The sequence below is a fragment of the Paenibacillus sp. FSL R5-0475 genome (genome assembly GCF_038004585.1).
Taxonomy (GTDB): Bacteria; Bacillota; Bacilli; order Paenibacillales; family Paenibacillaceae; genus Paenibacillus_AQ.
In genome coordinates, this window is record NZ_JBBORK010000001.1 from 5,518,039 (window position 1) to 5,541,010 (window position 22,972).

The 22,972-nt window shown below is 46.0% G+C and carries 21 protein-coding genes, 3 rRNA genes and 1 riboswitch; of the genes, 22 read left to right on the plus strand and 2 right to left on the minus strand.

The window, feature by feature from the left end; genetic code table 11:
* The first annotated feature begins 193 nt into the window (after positions 1–193).
* From MKX41_RS24720 to MKX41_RS24735, 4 genes are all read left to right on the plus strand, one after another.
* Positions 194–1,751: ribosomal RNA gene (locus MKX41_RS24720) — 16S ribosomal RNA — on the plus strand.
* A gap of 262 nt (positions 1,752–2,013) precedes the next feature.
* Positions 2,014–4,942: ribosomal RNA gene (locus tag MKX41_RS24725) — 23S ribosomal RNA — on the plus strand.
* Positions 4,943–5,016: 74 nt separating this feature from the next.
* Positions 5,017–5,133: ribosomal RNA gene (rrf, locus tag MKX41_RS24730) — 5S ribosomal RNA — on the plus strand.
* Together the 16S, 23S and 5S rRNA genes form the textbook arrangement of a ribosomal RNA operon.
* Positions 5,134–5,389: 256 nt before the next feature.
* Complete coding sequence (locus tag MKX41_RS24735; protein ID WP_042183800.1) at positions 5,390–5,803, plus strand: hypothetical protein; 414 nt, start codon at positions 5,390–5,392, stop codon at positions 5,801–5,803.
* A gap of 72 nt (positions 5,804–5,875) precedes the next feature.
* Here the strand turns inward: MKX41_RS24735 and MKX41_RS24740 are convergent, their stop codons facing one another.
* On the minus strand, positions 5,876–6,400 hold the full coding sequence (locus MKX41_RS24740) for a hypothetical protein (protein ID WP_042183802.1): 525 nt from the start codon (positions 6,398–6,400) through the stop codon (positions 5,876–5,878).
* Positions 6,401–6,608: 208 nt separating this feature from the next.
* On the opposite strand from MKX41_RS24740, the gene MKX41_RS24745 reads away from it, so the two are divergent.
* The 10 genes from MKX41_RS24745 to rsmI all read left to right on the plus strand — a co-directional run bounded on the left by MKX41_RS24745 (position 6,609) and on the right by rsmI (position 14,321).
* Entirely contained in the window at positions 6,609–6,794 is a 186-nt protein-coding gene (locus MKX41_RS24745; RefSeq protein ID WP_042123074.1) for a sigma factor G inhibitor Gin, read from the plus strand.
* A 209-nt stretch (positions 6,795–7,003) separates the two neighbouring features.
* Positions 7,004–8,545, plus strand: a complete 1,542-nt coding sequence (locus MKX41_RS24750) for an aminotransferase class I/II-fold pyridoxal phosphate-dependent enzyme (protein ID WP_340973579.1) — start codon at positions 7,004–7,006, stop codon at positions 8,543–8,545.
* Positions 8,546–9,187 carry a dTMP kinase gene (gene tmk, locus MKX41_RS24755; protein ID WP_042183814.1) on the plus strand — a complete coding sequence of 214 codons (642 nt, stop codon included), beginning with the start codon at positions 8,546–8,548 and terminating at the stop codon, positions 9,185–9,187.
* Positions 9,188–9,310: 123 nt separating this feature from the next.
* Positions 9,311–9,640 (plus strand): cyclic-di-AMP receptor, encoded by a 330-nt coding sequence (locus MKX41_RS24760; RefSeq protein ID WP_042183817.1) that lies wholly within the window; start codon positions 9,311–9,313, stop codon positions 9,638–9,640.
* 49 nt (positions 9,641–9,689) lie between these two features.
* A complete protein-coding gene (locus MKX41_RS24765; RefSeq protein WP_042183820.1) occupies positions 9,690–10,133 on the plus strand; it encodes a YaaR family protein in 444 nt (147 codons plus the stop codon).
* A gap of 117 nt (positions 10,134–10,250) precedes the next feature.
* On the plus strand, positions 10,251–11,225 hold the full coding sequence (gene holB / locus MKX41_RS24770) for a DNA polymerase III subunit delta' (RefSeq protein WP_042123085.1): 975 nt from the start codon (positions 10,251–10,253) through the stop codon (positions 11,223–11,225).
* Positions 11,226–11,362: 137 nt separating this feature from the next.
* Positions 11,363–12,163, plus strand: coding sequence for a PSP1 domain-containing protein (locus MKX41_RS24775; RefSeq protein ID WP_076286882.1), 801 nt, complete (start codon positions 11,363–11,365; stop codon positions 12,161–12,163).
* A gap of 31 nt (positions 12,164–12,194) precedes the next feature.
* Positions 12,195–12,560 carry a DNA replication initiation control protein YabA gene (yabA, locus tag MKX41_RS24780; protein WP_042123089.1) on the plus strand — a complete coding sequence of 122 codons (366 nt, stop codon included), beginning with the start codon at positions 12,195–12,197 and terminating at the stop codon, positions 12,558–12,560.
* A 76-nt stretch (positions 12,561–12,636) separates the two neighbouring features.
* Positions 12,637–13,410, plus strand: coding sequence for a tRNA1(Val) (adenine(37)-N6)-methyltransferase (locus MKX41_RS24785; RefSeq protein WP_340973583.1), 774 nt, complete (start codon positions 12,637–12,639; stop codon positions 13,408–13,410).
* Entirely contained in the window at positions 13,407–14,321 is a 915-nt protein-coding gene (gene rsmI / locus MKX41_RS24790) for a 16S rRNA (cytidine(1402)-2'-O)-methyltransferase (protein ID WP_042183824.1), read from the plus strand. Before MKX41_RS24785 ends, rsmI begins: the two co-directional genes overlap by 4 nt.
* Before the next feature lie 325 nt (positions 14,322–14,646).
* Here the strand turns inward: rsmI and MKX41_RS24795 are convergent, their stop codons facing one another.
* Positions 14,647–14,901 carry an AbrB/MazE/SpoVT family DNA-binding domain-containing protein gene (locus MKX41_RS24795; RefSeq protein ID WP_042123095.1) on the minus strand — a complete coding sequence of 85 codons (255 nt, stop codon included), beginning with the start codon at positions 14,899–14,901 and terminating at the stop codon, positions 14,647–14,649.
* 304 nt (positions 14,902–15,205) lie between these two features.
* On the opposite strand from MKX41_RS24795, the gene MKX41_RS24800 reads away from it, so the two are divergent.
* From MKX41_RS24800 to MKX41_RS24835, 8 genes are all read left to right on the plus strand, one after another.
* A complete protein-coding gene (locus MKX41_RS24800) occupies positions 15,206–16,489 on the plus strand; it encodes an HD domain-containing protein (RefSeq protein ID WP_042183826.1) in 1,284 nt (427 codons plus the stop codon).
* A gap of 111 nt (positions 16,490–16,600) precedes the next feature.
* Complete coding sequence (locus MKX41_RS24805) at positions 16,601–17,371, plus strand: TatD family hydrolase (RefSeq protein ID WP_042183828.1); 771 nt, start codon at positions 16,601–16,603, stop codon at positions 17,369–17,371.
* Positions 17,372–17,568: 197 nt separating this feature from the next.
* A riboswitch (cyclic di-AMP (ydaO/yuaA leader) is annotated at positions 17,569–17,798 on the plus strand.
* Positions 17,799–18,079: 281 nt separating this feature from the next.
* On the plus strand, positions 18,080–19,243 hold the full coding sequence (locus MKX41_RS24810) for a 3D domain-containing protein (protein WP_149643867.1): 1,164 nt from the start codon (positions 18,080–18,082) through the stop codon (positions 19,241–19,243).
* A 176-nt stretch (positions 19,244–19,419) separates the two neighbouring features.
* Positions 19,420–19,971, plus strand: coding sequence for a ribonuclease M5 (gene rnmV / locus MKX41_RS24815; protein ID WP_340973587.1), 552 nt, complete (start codon positions 19,420–19,422; stop codon positions 19,969–19,971).
* Positions 19,968–20,852, plus strand: coding sequence for a 16S rRNA (adenine(1518)-N(6)/adenine(1519)-N(6))-dimethyltransferase RsmA (rsmA, locus tag MKX41_RS24820; protein ID WP_042183833.1), 885 nt, complete (start codon positions 19,968–19,970; stop codon positions 20,850–20,852). The genes rnmV and rsmA overlap by 4 nt, the downstream gene beginning before the upstream one ends.
* Before the next feature lie 71 nt (positions 20,853–20,923).
* Positions 20,924–21,826 (plus strand): sporulation peptidase YabG, encoded by a 903-nt coding sequence (gene yabG, locus MKX41_RS24825; RefSeq protein ID WP_042183835.1) that lies wholly within the window; start codon positions 20,924–20,926, stop codon positions 21,824–21,826.
* A 412-nt stretch (positions 21,827–22,238) separates the two neighbouring features.
* Positions 22,239–22,514 (plus strand): biofilm formation stimulator Veg, encoded by a 276-nt coding sequence (veg, locus tag MKX41_RS24830; RefSeq protein ID WP_019914493.1) that lies wholly within the window; start codon positions 22,239–22,241, stop codon positions 22,512–22,514.
* Between the two features lie 182 nt (positions 22,515–22,696).
* On the plus strand, positions 22,697–22,873 hold the full coding sequence (locus MKX41_RS24835; RefSeq protein ID WP_340973589.1) for a small, acid-soluble spore protein, alpha/beta type: 177 nt from the start codon (positions 22,697–22,699) through the stop codon (positions 22,871–22,873).
* Positions 22,874–22,972: the final 99 nt, after the last annotated feature.

Consider the following 22,972-nt stretch of genomic DNA (forward strand, 5'->3'; position numbering starts at 1 on the left):
GAGCTTGACATTAAACGGCTGAACATGATATAGTATAAGAGTTGCTGCTGAGACATTAAACGGCGCCAACGAGAACTTGATCTTTGAAAACTGAACAACGAGTGAGTGGGAAATCACGAAAGTGAAATCCAAAATTAGAGAATTAATTTTCTCGTCAGATGTTTCAAAATGAGCATATCGCTCTTTTCAATACTAATTGGAGAGTTTGATCCTGGCTCAGGACGAACGCTGGCGGCGTGCCTAATACATGCAAGTCGAGCGGAGTCATTTTGAAAGCTTGCTTTCAAAATAACTTAGCGGCGGACGGGTGAGTAACACGTAGGCAACCTGCCCCTTAGACTGGGATAACTACCGGAAACGGTAGCTAATACCGGATAATTTCTTTTTTCTCCTGAAGAAAGAATGAAAGACGGAGCAATCTGTCACTGAGGGATGGGCCTGCGGCGCATTAGCTAGTTGGTGGGGTAACGGCCCACCAAGGCGACGATGCGTAGCCGACCTGAGAGGGTGAACGGCCACACTGGGACTGAGACACGGCCCAGACTCCTACGGGAGGCAGCAGTAGGGAATCTTCCGCAATGGACGAAAGTCTGACGGAGCAACGCCGCGTGAGTGATGAAGGTTTTCGGATCGTAAAGCTCTGTTGCCAGGGAAGAACGTCCGGTAGAGTAACTGCTATCGGAGTGACGGTACCTGAGAAGAAAGCCCCGGCTAACTACGTGCCAGCAGCCGCGGTAATACGTAGGGGGCAAGCGTTGTCCGGAATTATTGGGCGTAAAGCGCGCGCAGGCGGTCATTTAAGTCTGGTGTTTAAACCTTGGGCTCAACCTGAGGTCGCACTGGAAACTGGGTGACTTGAGTACAGAAGAGGAAAGTGGAATTCCACGTGTAGCGGTGAAATGCGTAGATATGTGGAGGAACACCAGTGGCGAAGGCGACTTTCTGGGCTGTAACTGACGCTGAGGCGCGAAAGCGTGGGGAGCAAACAGGATTAGATACCCTGGTAGTCCACGCCGTAAACGATGAGTGCTAGGTGTTAGGGGTTTCGATACCCTTGGTGCCGAAGTTAACACAGTAAGCACTCCGCCTGGGGAGTACGGTCGCAAGACTGAAACTCAAAGGAATTGACGGGGACCCGCACAAGCAGTGGAGTATGTGGTTTAATTCGAAGCAACGCGAAGAACCTTACCAGGTCTTGACATCCCTCTGAATCCACTAGAGATAGTGGCGGCCTTCGGGACAGAGGAGACAGGTGGTGCATGGTTGTCGTCAGCTCGTGTCGTGAGATGTTGGGTTAAGTCCCGCAACGAGCGCAACCCTTAACTTTAGTTGCCAGCAGGTTAAGCTGGGCACTCTAGAGTGACTGCCGGTGACAAACCGGAGGAAGGTGGGGATGACGTCAAATCATCATGCCCCTTATGACCTGGGCTACACACGTACTACAATGGCCGGTACAACGGGAAGCGAAACCGCGAGGTGAAGCCAATCCCATCAAAGCCGGTCTCAGTTCGGATTGCAGGCTGCAACTCGCCTGCATGAAGTCGGAATTGCTAGTAATCGCGGATCAGCATGCCGCGGTGAATACGTTCCCGGGTCTTGTACACACCGCCCGTCACACCACGAGAGTTTACAACACCCGAAGTCGGTGGGGTAACCCGCAAGGGAGCCAGCCGCCGAAGGTGGGGTAGATGATTGGGGTGAAGTCGTAACAAGGTAGCCGTATCGGAAGGTGCGGCTGGATCACCTCCTTTCTATGGAGAATCGTCTTCTGCAATGAAGACATTCAAATCGGAAGTTAAACTTCCAAATCTCAGGTTTAGGCCTGTTACTCACTCGTTGCTCAGTTTTGAGAGTTTAAGCTCTCAAGTAAGACTTGATCCTTGAAAACTGGATACCGAAACGAATTTGCGTTTTAGAACATCTTTTAGCAACTTGTGTAAACAAGTAAATGTTATTAGTGAGATGATTCCAAAAGAAATGTCATTGTATGATATTTTCCCGCGGAAAAATCATGGTTAAGCTAATAAGAGCACACGGAGGATGCCTAGGCGCCAGGAGCCGACGAAGGACGTGGCGAACAACGAAACTGCCTCGGGGAGCTGTAAGCAAGCTTTGATCCGGGGGTGTCCGAATGGGGAAACCCAGCTGTGGTAATTCGCAGTTACTCATTTCTGAATACATAGGGAATGTAGAGGCAGACCAGGGGAACTGAAACATCTAAGTACCCTGAGGAAGAGAAAACAATAGTGATTCCGTCAGTAGCGGCGAGCGAACGCGGAACAGCCTAAACCTGAGAGCTTGCTCTTAGGGGTTGTGGGACGTCTCACATGGAGTTACAAAGGAATATGGTAGGTGAAGAGGTCTGGAAAGGCCCGCGATAGAGGTAAAAGCCCTGTAACCTAAACTGTGTTCTCTCCGAGACGGATCCCGAGTAGTGCGGGGCACGTGAAACCCCGTATGAATCCAGCAGGACCATCTGCTAAGGCTAAATACTACCTGGCGACCGATAGTGAAACAGTACCGTGAGGGAAAGGTGAAAAGCACCCCGGAAGGGGAGTGAAATAGAACCTGAAACCGTGTGCTTACAAAAAGTCAGAGCCCTATCTATGGGTGATGGCGTGCCTTTTGTAGAATGAACCGGCGAGTTACGTTTAACATGCAAGGTTAAGTCGAGAAGACGGAGCCGCAGCGAAAGCGAGTCTGAATAGGGCGATTGAGTATGTGGACGTAGACCCGAAACCGTGTGATCTACCCCTGTCCAGGGTGAAGGTGCGGTAACACGCACTGGAGGCCCGAACCCACGCATGTTGAAAAATGCGGGGATGAGGTGGGGGTAGCGGAGAAATTCCAATCGAACTCGGAGATAGCTGGTTCTCCCCGAAATAGCTTTAGGGCTAGCCTCGGTATAAGAGTAGTGGAGGTAGAGCACTGATTGGGTGCGGGGTCCGCAAGGATTACCAAGCTCAGTCAAACTCCGAATGCCATATACTTATTGCCGGGAGTCAGACAGTGAGTGCTAAGATCCATTGTCAAAAGGGAAACAGCCCAGACCATCAGCTAAGGTCCCCAAGTGTGTGTTAAGTGGGAAAGGATGTGGAGTTGCACAGACAACCAGGATGTTGGCTTAGAAGCAGCCACCATTGAAAGAGTGCGTAATAGCTCACTGGTCGAGTGACTCTGCGCCGAAAATGTAACGGGGCTAAACACACCACCGAAGCTATGGCTAGATACGTATGTATCTGGGGTAGGGGAGCGTTGTATGTGGGTTGAAGGTGTACCGTAAGGAGCGCTGGACAGCATACAAGTGAGAATGCCGGTATGAGTAACGAAAAGATCAGTGAGAATCTGATCCGCCGAAAGCCCAAGGTTTCCTGAGGAAGGCTCGTCCGCTCAGGGTAAGTCGGGACCTAAGGCGAGGCCGAAAGGCGTAGTCGAAGGACAACAGTTTGAAATTACTGTACCACCGTAATCCGCTATGAGCGATGGGGTGACGCAGGAGGGTAGTGACGCGGACTGATGGATATGTCCGTCTAAGCAGTGAGGCTGATGTGTAGGCAAATCCGCACATCGTTAAGGCTGGGCTGTGATGGGGAGCGAAAATTACAGTAGCGAAGGTCATGATCTCACACTGCCAAGAAAAGCCTCTAGCCAGGAGAAGGTGCCCGTACCGCAAACCGACACAGGTAGGCGAGAAGAGAATTCTAAGGCGCGCGGAAGAACTCTCGTTAAGGAACTCGGCAAAATGACCCCGTAACTTCGGGAGAAGGGGTGCCCCGGTAGTGTGAATAGCACGAGGGGGCCGCAGTGAAAAGGCCCAAGCGACTGTTTAGCAAAAACACAGGTCTGTGCGAAGCCGCAAGGCGAAGTATACGGGCTGACGCCTGCCCGGTGCTGGAAGGTTAAGGGGAGTGGTTAGGGGTAACCCGAAGCTATGAACCGAAGCCCCAGTAAACGGCGGCCGTAACTATAACGGTCCTAAGGTAGCGAAATTCCTTGTCAGGTAAATTCTGACCCGCACGAATGGCGTAACGACTTGGGCGCTGTCTCAACGAGAGATCCGGTGAAATTTTAATACCTGTGAAGATGCAGGTTACCCGCGACAAGACGGAAAGACCCCATGGAGCTTTACTGCAGCTTGATATTGAATTTGGGTACGATCTGTACAGGATAGGTGGGAGCCGTAGAAATCGGAGCGCAAGCTTCGGTGGAGGCGCCGTTGGGATACCACCCTGATCGTATCTAGGTTCTAACCTAGTACCCTTACCGGGTACGGGGACCGTGTCAGGCGGGCAGTTTGACTGGGGCGGTCGCCTCCTAAAGAGTAACGGAGGCGTTCCAAGGTTCCCTCAGAATGGTTGGAAATCATTCGAAGAGTGCAAAGGCATAAGGGAGCTTGACTGCGAGACCTACAAGTCGAGCAGGGACGAAAGTCGGACTTAGTGATCCGGTGGTACCGCATGGAAGGGCCATCGCTCAACGGATAAAAGCTACCCTGGGGATAACAGGCTTATCTCCCCCAAGAGTCCACATCGACGGGGAGGTTTGGCACCTCGATGTCGGCTCATCGCATCCTGGGGCTGAAGTAGGTCCCAAGGGTTGGGCTGTTCGCCCATTAAAGCGGTACGCGAGCTGGGTTCAGAACGTCGTGAGACAGTTCGGTCCCTATCTGTCGTGGGCGCAGGAAATTTGAGAGGAGCTGTCCTTAGTACGAGAGGACCGGGATGGACGTACCGCTGGTGCACCAGTTGTTTCGCCAGAAGCATGGCTGGGTAGCTACGTACGGACGGGATAAGCGCTGAAAGCATCTAAGCGTGAAGCCCCCCTCAAGATGAGATTTCCCAATTAGTAAGACCCCTTGAAGACGACGAGGTAGATAGGTTGGAGGTGGAAGTGCAGTAATGCATGGAGCTGACCAATACTAATCGGTCGAGGGCTTATCCTATACTTAGAACGCAAATTCAATTCGGATTCAGTTTTCAGGCGATTAAGTCTGAGCATTTACGCTGTAAATGCCCGTTTGGTGGCGATAGCGGAGGGGTTCCACGCGTACCCATCCCGAACACGACCGTTAAGCCCTCCAGCGCCGATGGTACTTGGACCGAAGGGTCCTGGGAGAGTAGGACGTTGCCAAGCAGATTAAGCCATTGTTGATAATATCAGCAGTGGCTTTTTTTCTTTTTTTATTATGCAAGTATTTAAGGCTAGTAATAACAGTAGAATAGGTTACTGTGGAATGACATTTTTGTTACCGACGCTGCGGTGGATACAAGTATAATAGAAAAGTGCTAATAGTTAGCAGATCTTTAATACGAAGGAACTACTCATAAATTCTAACTTTGAATTTTCTTGTGTCTTTAGATGCATTGTAGAGGTAGGGAGGATTTAAGGCATGAAACAATTAAAAATATTCAAGTTAATAATGATTTCTTGTATTTTAACTTTAATACTTGCAAGTTGCGGGGCTAAAGAACCTAAGTGGGATACTTTCGAGGGTGCACTGAATGAGAAAAGCTTCCCTGTCCCTCATGAGGCAAACTCACCAGATCAGACCACTACTAACGTTGCTATGGATTATGTACGTTATTCTTTACCTGGATTAAAGGAGAAGAATGGTATTCCGGATCCTTATTTGGAGGCTATTAAAGCCTGGGGATGGACAGAACAGGAAGATGATGATAGTGATTCTTCGGGTGTTTTTCTGAAGGATGGGTTAACGGTTCATTTAACAGTGCATGATGATTATTTTGTAGTAATGATTCCTAAAGAAAAGAAGACCTCCATTAAAGGCCTTAAGACGAAATAAAGAATCGCCATCCCTAAGGATGGCGGTTTGTTTTTTAATACATGAAAATAATATGAGCTATACTGCTGCACTTTATTGAGAGTAATAGGATACATCGGTCGGATTGAATTTCAGCATGCCTCCCTGATCCTGTCGATTCAGTCTGAACAGAGTATAAAGACGAGGCAGTAGGAGCCATAAGTGACAAGTGATCAGTGATACTGTAAATGCTGGCGGTGACCAGAAAATAAAGAGTGCTGCAATACAAAGACCGATATAGAAATTATGTAGCTGTACTTTACGGAATATACGGTAACTAATATGTTGATCAGGCATAAACCCTAACCAAGGCAGTTTAAATGAGACAGACCATCTTTTTGAAATGGGGTGTCCTGAGATTAAAAGAACTGAGCGTGAAATGACATATTGAACCCAGAAGGCTACAGGCGCTGCTATGATTATGTAAAGAATGCTCCACCAGGAAAGAAATACGGTTTCGAGCACAAGGACTAATAAGGGAAGCATAATATAAATAGGCAGCAGGCGTGCCGTTAGATTTACTTTTTTAATTAGTTTATATTGATAGAATGTAGCTGCACCTTTGGTAGTGGGTTCCATAGATTATAGTCTAACCTCCTCGTGAATTCGTATGTTCTTAATATCGGCGATTGGATGTATTTTATTAAACTGCGGCGAAAATTCACCGATATAACGGCAACGGAATATATATAATGCACGATACGAAGGATATGAAAAAACTATGAAAAGGTTTAAAATGATAGAAGGTGTATCATACTGTTCTTAAAAGAGTCAAGGTGGGATGGTTATGGAACAGCAAACCGGGCAAGCTTGTATCATTTGTGGACAGGTAAAAGAGGAAGGTATTGTGATTGTCTCGCATTTTATTTGTGAGGAATGTGAGGCTGAGATGATACGTACCGAGGCTGAAGATGCCAAGTACCGTTTTTTTATCGGCCGGATGAAGAAGATTGGATTGCAAAAGAACGCTTAAGTAGAGTAACTCTGTTAAATGATGCAATTAAGAGAGCGGTCTGGATGAAAGATACGAAGGCTGCATTAGTGATATTCAATACACGGCTTCCTCGTTCTTCAGGCGGGAGGAGCCGTTTTGTTGTCCAAAGGGCCGCTTTTACACTGAAGCGTAGGCGTTTGCGAATATTTACGTTAAAATAGAAGGAACCCTATGGGAAGGAATTTAATATGAATAAATTACAACGTTGTAGGGCGCCTATATACGAAATGCTGGAACAATATAGAATTATGGGTAATAGATCATATCATGTGCCAGGTCATAAGAATGGAGAGGCATATGATGGCGTTGAAGGCGCTGGCTTTTTAGATGAGGTAATGAAGTATGATGTTACGGAAATTTCCGGAACGGATGATCTTCATCACCCTGAGGGAGTTATCAAGGAAGCGCAAGAGTTGGCAGCAGATTGCTTTGGAGCAGAGGAAAGCTTTTTTCTGGTTGGAGGAAGCACAGCCGGCAATCTGGCTCTTATTCTAACCGCTTGTCCCGAGCCTGGAATGATTATGATTGTTCAACGCAATGTGCATAAGTCAGTCATTCATGGACTGATGTTGGCTGGAGTATGTGCTGTTTTTCTGGAGCCTCTGATTGATCCACTCAGCGGCTTGGCAGTGGCACCGGCGGCCGAAGCTGTTAAGGCTGCACTTGCAGCCTATCCTGAAGCCGCAGCTGTACTTGTTACCATGCCGAATTATTACGGCATGGGCAGTGATCTTACGCCCCTCGCGCGTATTTGTCACGACAGCGGTGTACCGCTGCTTGTGGATGAGGCGCATGGGGCGCATTACGGGCAGCACCCGGCGCTGCCAGCCGGGGCACTTGCTTGTGGCGCGGACGGTGTCGTGCAGTCCACGCACAAGATGCTCACAGCGATGACCATGGGCGCTATGCTGCATGTTCAAGGGCCGCGGCTCAACCGCGCCCTGCTCCGGCAGCGGCTCGCCATGGTGCAGAGCTCCAGCCCATCATATCCTATGATGGCGTCGCTGGATCTTGCCCGGCGGCTGCTGCACAGCCGGGGCAAGGGTGCCTTCACGGCGGGGCTGGCCGCCGTGGACGTTCTACGGCGCGGGCTCGCGGAGCTGCCGCGCTACGGACTAGTGCAGCCGGCAGAGCCGCTGCACCCGAATACGCCGCCTGATTCTTTGGCGGCGTATGTGACACAGGACCCCTTTAAAGTCGTCATTTATGACGCCACCGGGGTCCTGAGCGGCTTCGAGCTGCAGCGCAAGCTCGAAGTAAAGGGTTGCGTGCCGGAGATGAGCGATGACCGGCACGTAGTGCTGCTGTTCAGCCTTGGATCGAAGGCTGGAGATGCAGATCATTTGCTGCAGGCGCTGCGGGAAATAGATTCGGAGGAACCTTCCGAATCACCGAACGCCCCCGACTTATCAGGCGCTCGCAATATTTCCACGTGGAACAATTTCCATTCTTTACAAATCTCAGATCCTGTTCACTTCTCATTGAAGCCGGTGTCGGCCAATGAGATTGAAAGTATTGATCTTAAACATTGCGTGGGTAGAGTGGCGGCAGAGATGGTTATTCCCTATCCACCAGGCATCCCGGTATTATATCCGGGTGAAGTGATCACAGATCAGATCCAAAGAAGGCTCGCTGGTTTAGCCAAAGGAGGCGCCAAATTTCAGGCTTGTGCTGATCCGGTCTTGCAGCGTATTGAGGTATACAACATTCAGAAGGGCGGAGAAGCATAAGTGGGAAAAGAAGGTTTCTTCATAACATTAGAAGGGGGCGAAGGCTCCGGAAAAACAACGGTACTAGGTAGAGTAACGGCCTATTTACAGAACCGGTCCATGCCTTATCGAATTACCCGTGAACCGGGTGGCGTTGAGATTGCTGAGAAGATTCGTTCCATTATTCTAGATCCTGCCCATACAGCTATGGATGCGCGTACAGAGGCATTACTATACGCTGCATCAAGAAGCCAACATCTCGCCGAAGTCGTTGAACCGGCTCTTAGAGAAGGGCTTACTGTACTCTGTGACCGCTTTGTAGACAGCAGCCTCGTTTATCAAGGACATGCGAGAGGACTCGGAATAGAAGAGGTATGGAGTATTAATCGTTTTGCGATAGGGAACCGTATGCCAGATCTAACCTTTTATCTGGATGTAGACCCAGAGATAGGGTTGTCACGGATAGCAGCGAATCAAGAACGGGAAGTGAATCGTCTGGATCTGGAGAGCCTTTCTTTTCATAAGAAGGTCCGTGAAGGCTATCAATTATTAGCCCAGGCCAATCCGGACAGAATAGTAGTTCTGGATGCTAATCGCCCCATTCATATGGTAGAACAAGATATCGTGAGAACTCTTGAAGAGAGAGTATTAAAGGGTTTTTAGGGTGTTTTGTCTAATATACTAAGAGAAGTGACATATAATTAGGCGTGTGCTTATGAAGTAAGGGTTACTACGAGTAACTCTAAGTAGTAATACACCATAAAAGTATTGGGAGGGAATGCGAAGATGAAGTTGATCATTGCAATTATCCAGGATAAAGACAGTAACCGGTTGTCCAGCGAGCTAGTCAAAGCCAATTTCCGTGCTACTAAACTTGCAAGTACAGGTGGATTTCTACGAGCGGGGAATACGACATTTATGATCGGGGTAGAAGACAGTCAGATTGAATCTGTATTGACCGTAATCCGAAACAGCTGTAAAGTGCGTGAGCAGTTAGTCACTCCTGTAACACCGATGAGTGGAACAACGGATTCGTATTTGCCACTTCCTGTTGAGGTACAAGTGGGTGGAGCTACTGTATTCGTACTTCCTGTAGATCGTTTTGAACATTATTAAGTATAATATAGATTAGCAAGCCATTTATAAAAAGGGCGGTAGATAACCTTTGAAGATCAATCCGGGGTATAGGCCCTTGAAGAGTGAGATGCCAAATGCAGAAGGGGCTAACAAACCCGTTCAGCAAAAAACGTTCTCTGATGTTTTTCAGCAGCAAAGTGAGCAGAAAACCAAAGATGAACTGAATCGCCAGATCAAAGAAATACAGTCTCAAGGCGATCGTTTATCTAAGTCTATGACGATTCGTGAGCTTACCATCTACCGGATGATGATCAAAAGATTTCTGGAGGAAACGGCTCGAAGAGGCGTCATTCTGAAGGAAACACGCGGATGGGATCGACGTGGACGTGGCAAGCGTTACAAGCTGCTTGAGGAAATTGATTCGGCTTTGCTATCAATGGCAGATGATTTGCTGAATAGTGAGCAAGGCCGGATCGATCTGTTAGGACGCGTTGGAGAAATCCGTGGGTTGTTAATCAACCTTTCTTTTTAAAATATAAGAAAGTATATGCTTTACACTATACTTTAGCCTTATATTTCTCGATTAAACACTTACCGTCCTTATAAGGACGCTAAAGGCGTTTATGTTTGAAAGTTTTGGGAGGAAATTATGCCTTTTCATGATATAGTAGGCCAGGAGAACGCGAAGCGGCTACTCCAAAATGCCTTGCGCAAAGAAGCTGTGAGTCATGCTTATTTATTTACAGGGCCGGCAGGCAGTGGACAAATGAAAACGGCGCTGATGTTTGCCCAAGCTATATTTTGTACCCAGAGCAAGGACGATGCCTGTGGGGAATGCCTGGAGTGCCGTAAAGTAGAGCATGGAAACCACCCTGATTTGTCACTGCTGCAGCCAGATGGAGCAAGTATTAAAATAGATCAAATCCGTGAGCTGCAGCGCGTCTTTTCCTATCGGTCAGAGGGTGTGAATCCGAAAGTTTATATTATAGATGGAGCAGACAAAATGACGGTACAAGCTGCCAATAGTCTGCTGAAATTTCTGGAGGAACCACCAGCTCCGGCTGTTGGAATCTTAATTTCTGATAATAGCCGTTCCTTATTGCCAACTATTCAGTCGCGGACTCAGCGGATTCCATTTAGTCCGTTAAACCCGGATATTATGCTCCAAGCTCTGGCAAGTGAGGGCGTTCCCATACCCTTAGCTCGATGTGCAGTATCACTTAGTTCAGGACTTGATGGTTGCAGGAAACTTTTGGAACAGAATTGGTTTGCAGAAATGAGAAATGTAATGTTACAATTAGCTAAGGAGTCCTTAGGCAAGGGCAGCTCCGCTGTAGCAACTGCTGGGCAGAAGCTGTTCAAGACCGGACTCGCTGAACATTTGGATATCTTCTTCAGCATGTTCCATCTGTGGTTTAAAGATATGCTTTACTTCCTGTATCGTAAGCATGAGAGTATCGTTTTCATAGATCAGTTAGACTTTATTTCCAGGCATGCCCGTGAGCGGAGTGCGGAACAATGGGTGGCTTATATGGGATTTGCTGCAGAGAGCACTAAGAAGCTGCGATCCAATGCCAATGCCCAATTATGTCTGGAGCAGTTTTTAATCCGACTGGAAAGTTAAAGGATTAGTTATGATATATCCTCCGGATGTCGCTTTACCTGGAAATATCGTTTTAACAGACGAGGAAGGAAGCATGGATCATCAGGGAGCGGACATGCCCATAGATTCCTTTTACCGGCAAACAAGGGGGTTAATTTTTGTACAGCGTAGTAGGTGTCCGTTTTAAAAAAGCGGGTAAAATATATTATTTCGATCCACTTGATTTTCCGATTGAACGGGATCAACATGTTATTGTGGAGACAGCACGTGGGGTTGAATACGGTAAAGTTGTCGTAGGCAAAAAAGAGGTGGAAGAGTCCGACGTAGTTTTGCCCCTCAAAAAAGTGATGCGTATTGCCGGAGAAACCGACGCACGCGTAGTTGAAGAGAACAAAGGGGCCGCTAAAGAGGCTTTTACCACCTGTTTAAATAAAATACGCGACCATGGTCTCAAAATGAAGCTCGTCGATGTAGAGTTTACTTTTGACCGTAATAAGATTATATTTTACTTTACGGCCGAAGGACGGGTCGACTTCAGAGAATTGGTTAAAGATCTAGCAAGTATCTTCCGGACCCGCATTGAGCTACGGCAAATTGGGGTGCGTGATGAGGCTAAAATGCTAGGTGGACTTGGACCTTGTGGGCGAGTACTTTGTTGTTCATCTTGGTTAGGGGATTTTGAACCCGTATCCATTAAAATGGCGAAGGATCAGAACCTGTCACTTAATCCGACGAAGATTTCAGGACTTTGTGGACGTCTGATGTGTTGTTTGAAATTTGAGCATGACAATTATGAGAGTGTAAAGGAAGAAATGCCAGCGGTCGGCAAGATTGTCGTGACCTCATTGGGTGATGGCAAAGTAGTAGGACTTAATGCCGGAAGCCGTACGGTTCATGTACAGTTGTTTGAAGTGGGCAAAGTTAAGGAACTTCCAATGGATGATGTTGTCGTCAAGTAAACCATTATAAGGTTACTTTCGGGGTGGAAACTTGGAGAAGAAAAATATATTTGCACACATGCAGGATATGGAAGCACAGATGGAAACGATGCGCGCCAATCTTGGAGAATGGAAACAGACGGTAAAAGAACTGATGGAAGCTAATCAGAGGTTAACTCTGGAGAATGAACAGCTTCGCAAAATTTTAAAGCGGGATGCACCTTTGGATCCTACCGTAGATTCTGCGGAGGCGGAAGCTCTTTTAGCTGCCGGAGAGGGAACAGAAGAGGTTGTCGGGGAAGGTTATGACAACTTGGCCCGGCTTTACCATGAAGGCTTTCACATCTGTAATGTTTATTTTGGACATTTACGCACGGAAGGTGATTGTCTGTTCTGTCTTTCTTTTCTTAATAAATGAGGATATCCAGCCGTAGGAGATTGATCCTACGGTTTTTTTTGAATTTAGCTCAACAAAACATTTAGGAGATTACTACATGACAAATTCTTTTAACGATATATCTGTTCCTTTGTTGCCGACGGAGCGGGTGGATGATTTATTAACGCATGACTTGCGAATTATTCAAAGTGACGAAGTATTTAGCTTTTCTATGGATGCTGTACTGCTTGCGCGTTTCGCCAGCGTTCCGCCTCGTGGGAGAGTCCTGGATCTTTGTACTGGAAATGGTGTAATTCCTATTTTGATGACGACCCGAACTAAAGCTTCTATAGAAGGGATTGAAATTCAGCCCCGTTTAGCGGATATGGCTCGGCGTAGCGTGGCTCTAAATGGGCTACAGGATCAGGTTGTGATCCATGAAGGCGATTTACGTGAGTTATATAAAGTTGCAGGGTATGGCGTATATGATGCAATAACAGTCAATCCTCCTTATATGCCGCTTAACGGCAGTGACCTCAAGCTGAACACTCATCAGGCTATGGCTCGTCATGAAATCGGGTGTACGCTGGAGGAGGTCATTCAAGCCTGTGTGAGACTGGTTCGCACCGGTGGAAAGGTAAGTATGGTTCACAAGCCACAACGATTGGTCGATATTATTAGTCTTATGAGAAAATATAGGCTCGAGCCTAAGATTATTCGCTTTGTACATCCACGTGCGCATCTGGAAGCTAATATGGTATTAATTGAAGCGATACGTGATGGTAAGCCGGAGGTTCGTTTACATCCACCACTCATTGTATATAATGAGGACAATCAATACTGTCCAGAAATTATGGACATCTACTATGGTGCTAAAGAGGGTAAATCATGACAATATCATGCCAAAGCAGTTTTCAGAACAATAACAATACACATAAGCAGGAATCAACAGGTTCACTTTTTTTAGTGGCAACACCCATCGGTAATTTAGAGGATATGACTTATCGTGCTGTCCGCACTTTGCAGGAATGCGATATTATTGCAGCTGAGGATACAAGACAAACTCGGAAATTGTTGAGCCATTTTGAAATTACACCCTCTATGTTGTTCAGTTATCATGAGCATAATAAGGCTGCCAGTGGACCTGAACTTATCCGCTATATAATAGAAGGAAAAAATTTGGCACTCGTCAGCGATGCCGGTTTACCAGCCATTTCCGACCCTGGTGCAGACCTTGTAGCCCTTGCCATAAGTCATGGTATACCAGTAATTCCTATACCCGGAGCTAACGCAGCTTTGTCAGCATTAATTGCCTCTGGTCTGCCTACGACTACTTTCACTTTTATCGGCTTCTTACCTCGAGAACGTAAAGATATCCGTGCGGTATTAAGTCCACTTCGTTCGGCGCAAGGGACTATACTGTTCTACGAATCTCCACATCGCGTGGTGAAGACACTGGCTCATCTCCATGAAGCATTTGGCAATCGGCGAATTGTGCTTGCTCGTGAACTGACGAAGAGATATGAGGAGTTTCTACGTGGGACGATCGAGGAATGTACGGATTGGCTCGCTGAACATCCACCGCTTGGTGAGTATGTTATCGTCGTTGAAGGCGAGAGCAAGGAAGATGCTGAAATGGCGGAATCGGCTTGGTGGCGCCAGTTAAATATTGAAGAACATGTTGCTCATTACGAAGCAGCAGATATGCCGCGTAAAGAAGCTATGAAAAAAGCAGCCTCTGATCGTGGTGTGTCAAAGCGGGATATTTATAACGCACTTCTGGATAAAACGGAGCAGCAATAAGTGTTATTGACGGATTCTAATTCTAAGAGGCTAACAAGGTGCGGAGGGGTATTACGAAGCTGACGAGATTCTAGCCTGAAGGTGGTTCCCAAAAGGAAGCCCAAGATAGACCAGATCATGGTAAAAACACGATTTGCTTCATGCTCTCACCGCATTCCCCATCATTATTAGGTGTCATGAGGGGAGTTAATCCTTGTAGACACCTTTTGGGCAGGAAACACAGGTGATTGCAGAAAAAAAATACCTCCCGCGGTCACGGGAGGTCAAGGAGATATGAAAAGGTTAGAATTAACAATTTGATTAGTTCTATTATATACTATTTATTTTAGTTTGTCACAGGGGTAGGGATAGTAGAAATGCATTCATGACAAACTATTTTTCCTTTGAAGTAGGTTACGTTCTCAGCGTTGCCGCAGAAAATGCAGGCAGGCTCATATTTCTTAAGCATAATGCGCTCACCATCAACGTAAATTTCAAGTGCGTCTTTTTCACCAATGCCAAGAGTACGGCGCAATTCAATGGGAATAACTACCCGTCCAAGTTCGTCTACTTTTCTTACAATTCCTGTTGATTTCATCATAACAATCGTTACTCCTCTCAATGTTCCAAAAACGTCATTATTCGACATTGTTCACTGTTTTATGATATTTATAATACCAACGATTCCCAAAACAGTCAACCTTTTTTCATCTGTTGAATAAGTGCTTTTTCACGAAAACTTTGAATTCCCTATAACAATCACGAATTCTAAAAAAAGTGAAAAAATAAACTTTGTCGATTTACCAAGACTAAAAACGTCACTATTCGACAAAGTACGACATAATTACTTATTATATACTTATATTGGTTAAAATCATATTAAATTTAATAAAGGAGTTGATCTCATGAAGCAGCCGCTCACAGAAGAAAAGGTTTTCAAAGATCCGGTTCACAATTATATCCATGTGCAGGATACTATTATTTGGCGACTAATAAATACAAAGGAATTTCAGCGTTTACGCCGTATTCGCCAGCTGGGGACCTCGTATCTTACTTTTCATGGCGCAGAGCATAGTCGGTTTTCTCATTCCCTAGGGGTGTACGAAATTACACGTAGAATTATTTCGCAATTTGAACGAAGCGGGTATAAGGATTGGATTCCTGAAGAAAGTCTGCTTACCTTGTGTGCGGCCTTGCTGCATGATCTGGGACACGGTCCATTTTCCCATTCTATAGAAGAAGCTTTTGAAATGAATCATGAGGATTGGACTTGTCGAATTATTCTGGAGGACACAGAGATTACTGAGATCTTGCGTGATGTGGAGGAGGATTTTCCTCGTAAAGTAGCCTCTGTAATCGCTAAAACTTATGAGCATGAAATTGTTGTAAATCTGGTTTCCAGTCCGCTAGATGCTGATCGCATGGATTATTTGCTGCGTGATGCGTACTATACAGGTGTAAACTATGGGACGATCGACATTGATCGGATTTTAAGAATGCTGCGTCCTTATAATGGTCGAATTGTTGTAAAAGAATCGGGAATGCATGCCATTGAAGATTATTTAATGTCGCGTTATCAAATGTACTGGCAAGTCTATTTTCATCCGGTGACACGTAGCTCAGAGATTATTTTGCGACAAATTTTCCGTAGAGCCAAGGAGCTTTTCCAAGAGGGGTACAATTTTAGTTTCATGATTAATCCGCTGGAGGATTTGTTCCGTGGTGAGGTGACAGTGAAGCAATATTTAATGCTAGATGAAGCACTGGTACAGACGGCTTTTATGCAGTGGACACTTGAGAAAGATGAGCTACTAAGTGACTTGTGTACCCGTTTTATTCATCGTAAACTGTATAAATATGTTGAGGTGGAGAATCTCGATACAGATATGATTACTGAAATTCGCAGCAGTTTTGCGGCAGCCGGACTTCACCCAGAATATGATTTGGAGATTGATTTTCCGACAGATCTGCCCTATGATGTGTTCCGTCCGGGAGAAGCTTTTGACAATAAACAAATTCTGCTGCTTGATCGGCATGATCATCTGCGGGAAATTTCAGAGGTGTCGGATATTGTGCGTTCTATTAGCGGCATTCACCGTGGCAGATATCATCTTTATTTTCCTCAGGATAAGTTGAGAAATGCGCTTACGCGATTGCCTGCTTCTATTGCAGAGATTTTTGCAAAATAATACAAGAAAATATGGGATTTTTGACAAGAAGAGTAGAAATATAAGATATAACGGATAGTGTGAAACTTATATTGTCTTATATTTAAAAAAGAACAAGGAGTGAGGGTTAAAATGTTTCTGTTTGACACACATACGCATCTGGATGCACCTCAATTCGACGAGGATCGCGAAGAAGTTATCGCTCGTGCTGTAGAAGCAGGAGTTAGCAAGATGATTAATATCGGATTTAATCGGGAGACGATTCCCTCAACGATGAAGCTGGCGGAATCTTATGATTATATTTATGCGGCAGTGGGTTGGCATCCTCAGGATGCGATTGATATGAAAGAAGGAGATCTCGATTGGATCGCTTCTCTATGCAGTCATAAAAAAGTAGTGGCTATTGGTGAAATCGGACTGGATTATTACTGGGATACTTCTCCCAAGGATGTGCAACATGAAGTTTTTCGCAAGCAAATTGGACTAGCCCGTGAATTAAATATGCCGATTTGTATTCATGATCGTGATGCCCATGAGGATGTTGTACGGATTTTACGGGAGGAAAAAGCAAATGAGGTTGGAGGCGTGATGCACTCATTCTCAGGAAGCTGGGAAACAGCTAAAATGTGCTTGAATCTTGGTTTTCATTTATCCTTTGGAGGACCCATTACGTTCAAAAATGCAAGAGTGCCAAAAGAAGTGCTTGCGCAGACCCCACTAGACCGATTATTGATCGAAACCGATGCTCCATATTTGACTCCACACCCCTTCCGCGGGAAGCGAAATGAGAGCGCTCATGTGAAGCTTGTAGCAGAGGCAGCAGCTGAAATTAAAGGGTTAACATGGGAAGAATTGGCTAAAATAACGTATGCGAACGCACTGGAACGATTTGGGATTGAGTGAAAACGGGAGCAAAACAGGCGAAAAATAGAGAATGGCCGATATATTAAACTTTTTTAATATAAAAACGGCTGAATATTACAATATTTTAACCATATTTTTGCGTAAACGTGGTTGAATCGTCCTTTACAACATGCATCAAAACAGGATATCATCTTTTCAGTGATGTGAGCTGTGTTATAGTGACAGCCATTGATTCATGGATCGTCTCGCTGAGTCTCCGTATGGAGAACGGGGGAACCAATATTGACCTGCCGCATGCCTGTATTTTAAATACGGTTTAGACGTGCCGTAGGACAGTATTTGATTTCTTCACGTGGTCTTTGGGGTGAATTTAAGGGCAACCGCCATGAGCGGGTGACCTGAAATAGGGCGTCTCTCTTTCGTCCGAACCCGACAGCTAACCCCGTAAGCGCAAGTAAGAGAGGCAACCTCGTGCACAAGCATTCTCTATTCTGATATTGGAGAAGCCACGAAAGAGTCCTCAGTTGAACTCTTTTTAGGCTTTTTTATTTTTGAATAAATAGAATGTTGCCCACATACTGTTATATAACAGGGGTGGGAGTAGCTGTGCCGAGCAGGCGATCCATGAGCAGGAGACGCTAAGTTATTACGTGCGTGTCCTGTGACAATCTCAAATAGTTTCGTCAAAGGAATTCAGTCCTCATGATATACAATTGACGACGGGGCTATGTAAGGAGGATGGAGAGAATGGGCGTATTCCAACCAGAAGTATCCCATGATTCGCAGTCATCCAGCAGGTCTTTCGCATTACGGTGGGAGCAAGTAAATACTCGCGTACTTTTACTTGCAGGCGTGATTTCAGTCGCTATCGCGCTACTTATTCTGCTGTACGTACACGGTCAAAGTAACAAACAATTATTTTTAGTAATAGACGGGCAAACACAGACGCTTGAAACGCGGGAAGCGCTTCTTGGTGATGTGTTGGAGAAAGAGCAAATTTCGCTGCAGCCGCATGATGAACTATCTTTAGGTCTGAGTGATGAAATAAAAGACGGTGACCGTGTCGTTATCAATCGTGCGCAGAAAATTAGTCTTACTGCGGATGGAGCAACAAAAACGTTATATACGACCGAAGACACAATTGGTAAAGCAATTGAGAAAATGGGCATTACCCTAGAAGGTCATGATAAGATTTTCCCTTCGTTAGACACCACCATTTCTGCAAACATGGAGGTTAAGATTGTTCGCATCAACAAACAGACCGTACAGCGAACAACTAACTTACCCTTCAGAGTCATCAAGACAGCAGACCCCTCCCTTACTGTGGGAACAGTTAGAGTGGCACAGGCAGGCAAACCAGGCGTCATGATTCAGCATATTGAGAAGATCTACCAAGACGGAGAACTGGCCTCTATGCGCATGATTGGTAAGGAAGTACAAACGGTAACGAAAGATAAGATTATTGCCGTTGGTACCAAAGCACTTCCTAAGCCGGCTGTAGCTAAGACTACAACAACTTCCAAATCAAACACCACTTCAAAAACGGCTAAGGTTAGCGCCAAGACTAATAACGTCACAAGCAAGGCTGGCGTAGACTTTGAGTACAAGAAGATGATTAAGAACGTCTCCATGACAGCTTATTCATCAGAAGAGCCAGGTATTGGTACCAAAACTGCCTCCGGAACACGCGTAACGGAAGGTCGTACAATTGCGGTAGACCCGAATGTAATCCCTATTGGCTGGTGGGTATATATCGAGGGGCTTGGGTTCCGCCGAGCAGAAGATACTGGCGGTGCCATTAAAGGCAATAAAGTAGATGTCTATTACGATTCACTGAGCCATGTCCGTAATTTCGGTCGTAAATCACGTACCGTTTATGTTATTGGACCTGTGAAGCCGGAGTTAAACTAGGCTGAAGCTTTTGCAAATTATTCTTTGATAAGCTATAGTGATGATAACCGTTAAGGAACGCCAGATGATCATTTCGTTGATCGCAGAGCAACCGCTCATCACTTATACATTCTTTAACCAAAAGAAGAGGAGCGAAACCTCTTCTTTTTTGCTTTTTTTGGAAGGAGTCAAGAGATATGATTAAGGAATTAATTGTCGTTGAAGGTAAGAGTGATACCGTCGCTGTTAAACGCGCTGTTGAAGCAGATACGATCGAAACAGGGGGCTCGGCTGTGGACCGGACCGTAATTGCGAAGATCGCGCTTGCTATGGAGCGTAGAGGAGTGATTATCCTTACTGACCCGGATTACGCAGGTGAACGAATTCGTAAGATCGTGTCCGCAAAGGTGCCGGGCTGTAAGCATGCCTTCATTCCGGAGAAGGACGCAACCCGCAAGGGAGATATCGGTGTGGAGAACGCTTCTCCAGAAGCGATTCGTCATGCGCTGCGGAATGTACATACCTCTTTTGAAGGTGCACCTGCTTTAATCGGACTTGATGATCTAATGGCCGCTGGAATGCTTGTACACCCTCGGGCAGCTGAAAGACGTATGGCACTTGGTAATTTGCTTGGAATCGGATATTGTAATGGCAAGCAGCTGTACAAGCGGCTGGCGATGTTTGGAATTACGCGGGAGGAATTTGCCGGAGCTCTCGCCCAAATTGATCAGGGGGGCATTACTTCATGAGTGGTAGAGAGGAAATTTCGACTCCAAAACGGACGAAAGAAATTATTCAACGTTATGGATTCAAGTTCAAGAAGAGCTTAGGACAGAATTTTTTGATTGATCAAAATATATTGGACAAGATTGTTGACGCTGCTGGGCTAGATAGTGAATCAGGGGCATTGGAAATCGGTCCTGGGATTGGTGCCCTGACGGAGCGTTTGGCGCTAACCGCTGGTGCGGTGACTGCTGTGGAGATCGACCGTAGGCTGATTCCTATTTTAAGGGACGTACTTTCCCCTTATCCGCATGTTAAGGTTCGTAATGATGATGTTCTGAATGTAAATCTGCAGGAGCTGTTCAAAGAAGATTTTGCATCCGTGAACAAGGTAAGCGTAGTTGCCAATCTGCCGTATTATGTAACTACTCCGATTCTGATGAAGCTGCTCGAAGAGAAGCTACCGCTTGATAACATTGTTGTAATGATTCAGAAAGAGGTTGCGGAGCGTATGGCCGCTTCTCCGGGAGGAAAGGAATACGGGAGCCTTAGCATTGCCGTGCAGTACTACAGCGAGCCTGAGCTCGTCTGCATTGTGCCGCGTACGGTGTTCATTCCTCAACCTAATGTGGAGTCCGCTGTAATCCGTCTAAAGGTAAGAGAGCGTCCACCGGTAGAAGTTGAGAGTGAGAAGCACTTCTTTGAGGTCGTCCAAGCTTCTTTCACACAGCGTCGCAAGACGATTGCTAACAATCTCAAGGCTCGTTACTTCCCGGAAGAGGGACGTGAGCGTCTGGAGGCTTTACTCGCAGAAGCTGGTATTGAACCAACCCGTCGTGGAGAAACGTTAAGTCTAGAAGAATACGCCCGATTGAGCGGTGTTCTGTTGGCTGCTGGAATTGAATAAGCTAAAAACATAGCTAGTTATGAACCAACTGAGGCCTTTGCCCATACGATGGGGTAGAGGTGGTGGTTGTAATGAATTTAGGAGACTTGGTCGTTCGTAAATCTTATGGCGGAGATTTGACTTTTCGTGTAGATCATATTGTGCAGGACAGAGCCGTCATTAAAGGCACAGATTTCCGTCTGTTGGCGGATTCTCCTCTGAATGACTTGGTTCAAGTGCCTCCTACCCGAATTACGGAACGAGGACAGCAGGCACAGATTAAAGCGAATGAATCACTGACACAGCTGCGGAAAGACCGACAGGAGCAAAGTCAGCGGAGCGGGAGCGCTCTATCAGAAGGAGCATGGGCTCCATCGCCCAAGGAAGCTGCTTATTTTGAAGTACCGGGGAAAGTACTGCATCTGGATGGCGATCCAGCGTATTTGAATAAGAGCCTTAGCTTATACGAGCAATTGCGGATCCCTGCTGAAGGTCATCATGTTCATGAGTCCGCAATGGCTGACACTTTATACCGGCTGCTGCCCCGCGTGCGTCCAGATATTGTGGTGATTACCGGTCATGACGGGGTGCTGAAGCAACAGCATACTTACGATCTTCACAGTCTGAGCAGCTATAAAAATTCGCAAAACTTCGTAGCTGCTATTAGGGTAGCTAGGGATTATGAGCGAAATTTTGATGCGTTGACGATTGTTGCAGGTGCTTGTCAGTCACATTTTGAAGCACTGCTGGGGGCAGGGGCGAACTTCGCCAGTTCTCCTGGACGGATATTGATCCATGCCTTAGACCCAGTTTATGTAGCGGCAAAATCGTCGTTCACGCCCATTAGGGATACGGTGAATCTGAGTGAGGTTTTGAACAACACCATTAGTGGTAATCAGGGAATCGGCGGTATTGAGACCCGTGGTAGCTTCCGTATTGGGATGCCACGTCTGCAGAACCTGTCAGCACTAAAAGTGACACCTTCCGCAATTTAATCGACAGGTACTGGTCTATTTTCAAAGCTAATAGGTAATTTGGAGTGGCCGAATAGAGTAACGCGAAGAAAGGGTGAGCGATGAGCTTAACCCTTTTTTTTATATAACAAAGTATAAGTTTCACGCTATACATTATCCTTATATTTCCCGCATAAACGCTAACCGTCCTTATAGGGACGCCAAAGGCGATTGTGCTTGTGTGAAATGGTAGTTATCTTTAAAGATCGACAATGTTATTTTTCTTGCTTTGTGGTAAACCTATTACAGATAACAAGGCTATTAGTTCGCCTCTGATTCTCCGCAAAAAAATTCCGTTGACAACCAAATATTCATCATCTATAATTATTTATTTGCTTTGACAAACACCTGGGGAAGTTGTATAATGGACAAGAAAAGAGGTGGTCGTCAGGCAATGGCTAATAACGCGCTGTTGGAAATCAAACGCAGTCTCGAAGCTCACGTCGGTCATAAGATCACGTTGCGTGCAAACGGAGGTCGTCGTAAAACCGTAGAACGCACCGGTGTCCTGGAAGAAACGTACCCTTCTGTATTTATTGTCAAACTGGATCAGGAGCAGCAAACATTCAAGCGAGTCTCCTATAGCTATGCCGATATCCTTACTGAATCTGTGGAAATCACAGTATGTGAAGACGATGGGCAGATGCGGATTATGTATATTAAAGCTTAATGTTTCACGGGCAGCTTCCTTTGGAGGCTGTTTTTTATTTGTATCAGAAACGGTTGTCCTTCAAAAAGGACGACCGTTTCTTTTTTTTGCGGTTAATATTCAGTGAATGATCCTTGTTCTTAGCAAGCATACTAATTGAGCAATCGGTTTATCATTTTCTTTCATAAGGGAGGAATTCCGTAATGAGCCGCAGAAAACGAGGCGTGATGTCGGAAGAACTAAAGACAGAGTTAGCCAAGGAGCTTGGTTTTTACGAAACTGTGGAACGTGAAGGCTGGGGAGGAATACGGGCGAAGGATGCAGGTAATATGGTAAAAAGAGCGATTCAGCTCGCTGAAGAGGCTGCCCGGAAATCTTAATCTTTAGCGTGTGAACAATTATTTAACGAAAAAGGGTGCGTCTAACTGGCGACACCCTTTTATTATTGGACTTCATTAGAAGTTTTTCATATAATATGT

Coding starts and splice junctions, on each gene's coding strand:
- MKX41_RS24800 (WP_042183826.1), top strand. CDS start 15,206: ATGAAGCAGCCGCTCACAGAAGAAAAGGTTTTCAAAGATCCGGTTCAC.
- veg (WP_019914493.1), top strand. CDS start 22,239: ATGGCTAATAACGCGCTGTTGGAAATCAAACGCAGTCTCGAAGCTCAC.
- yabG (WP_042183835.1), top strand. CDS start 20,924: ATGAATTTAGGAGACTTGGTCGTTCGTAAATCTTATGGCGGAGATTTG.
- MKX41_RS24750 (WP_340973579.1), top strand. CDS start 7,004: ATGAATAAATTACAACGTTGTAGGGCGCCTATATACGAAATGCTGGAA.
- MKX41_RS24760 (WP_042183817.1), top strand. CDS start 9,311: ATGAAGTTGATCATTGCAATTATCCAGGATAAAGACAGTAACCGGTTG.
- MKX41_RS24740 (WP_042183802.1), bottom strand. CDS start 6,400: ATGGAACCCACTACCAAAGGTGCAGCTACATTCTATCAATATAAACTA.
- rsmA (WP_042183833.1), top strand. CDS start 19,968: ATGAGTGGTAGAGAGGAAATTTCGACTCCAAAACGGACGAAAGAAATT.
- holB (WP_042123085.1), top strand. CDS start 10,251: ATGCCTTTTCATGATATAGTAGGCCAGGAGAACGCGAAGCGGCTACTC.
- MKX41_RS24735 (WP_042183800.1), top strand. CDS start 5,390: ATGAAACAATTAAAAATATTCAAGTTAATAATGATTTCTTGTATTTTA.
- MKX41_RS24795 (WP_042123095.1), bottom strand. CDS start 14,901: ATGATGAAATCAACAGGAATTGTAAGAAAAGTAGACGAACTTGGACGG.
- MKX41_RS24810 (WP_149643867.1), top strand. CDS start 18,080: ATGGGCGTATTCCAACCAGAAGTATCCCATGATTCGCAGTCATCCAGC.
- rsmI (WP_042183824.1), top strand. CDS start 13,407: ATGACAATATCATGCCAAAGCAGTTTTCAGAACAATAACAATACACAT.
- MKX41_RS24785 (WP_340973583.1), top strand. CDS start 12,637: ATGACAAATTCTTTTAACGATATATCTGTTCCTTTGTTGCCGACGGAG.
- rnmV (WP_340973587.1), top strand. CDS start 19,420: ATGATTAAGGAATTAATTGTCGTTGAAGGTAAGAGTGATACCGTCGCT.
- MKX41_RS24745 (WP_042123074.1), top strand. CDS start 6,609: ATGGAACAGCAAACCGGGCAAGCTTGTATCATTTGTGGACAGGTAAAA.
- MKX41_RS24805 (WP_042183828.1), top strand. CDS start 16,601: ATGTTTCTGTTTGACACACATACGCATCTGGATGCACCTCAATTCGAC.
- MKX41_RS24835 (WP_340973589.1), top strand. CDS start 22,697: ATGAGCCGCAGAAAACGAGGCGTGATGTCGGAAGAACTAAAGACAGAG.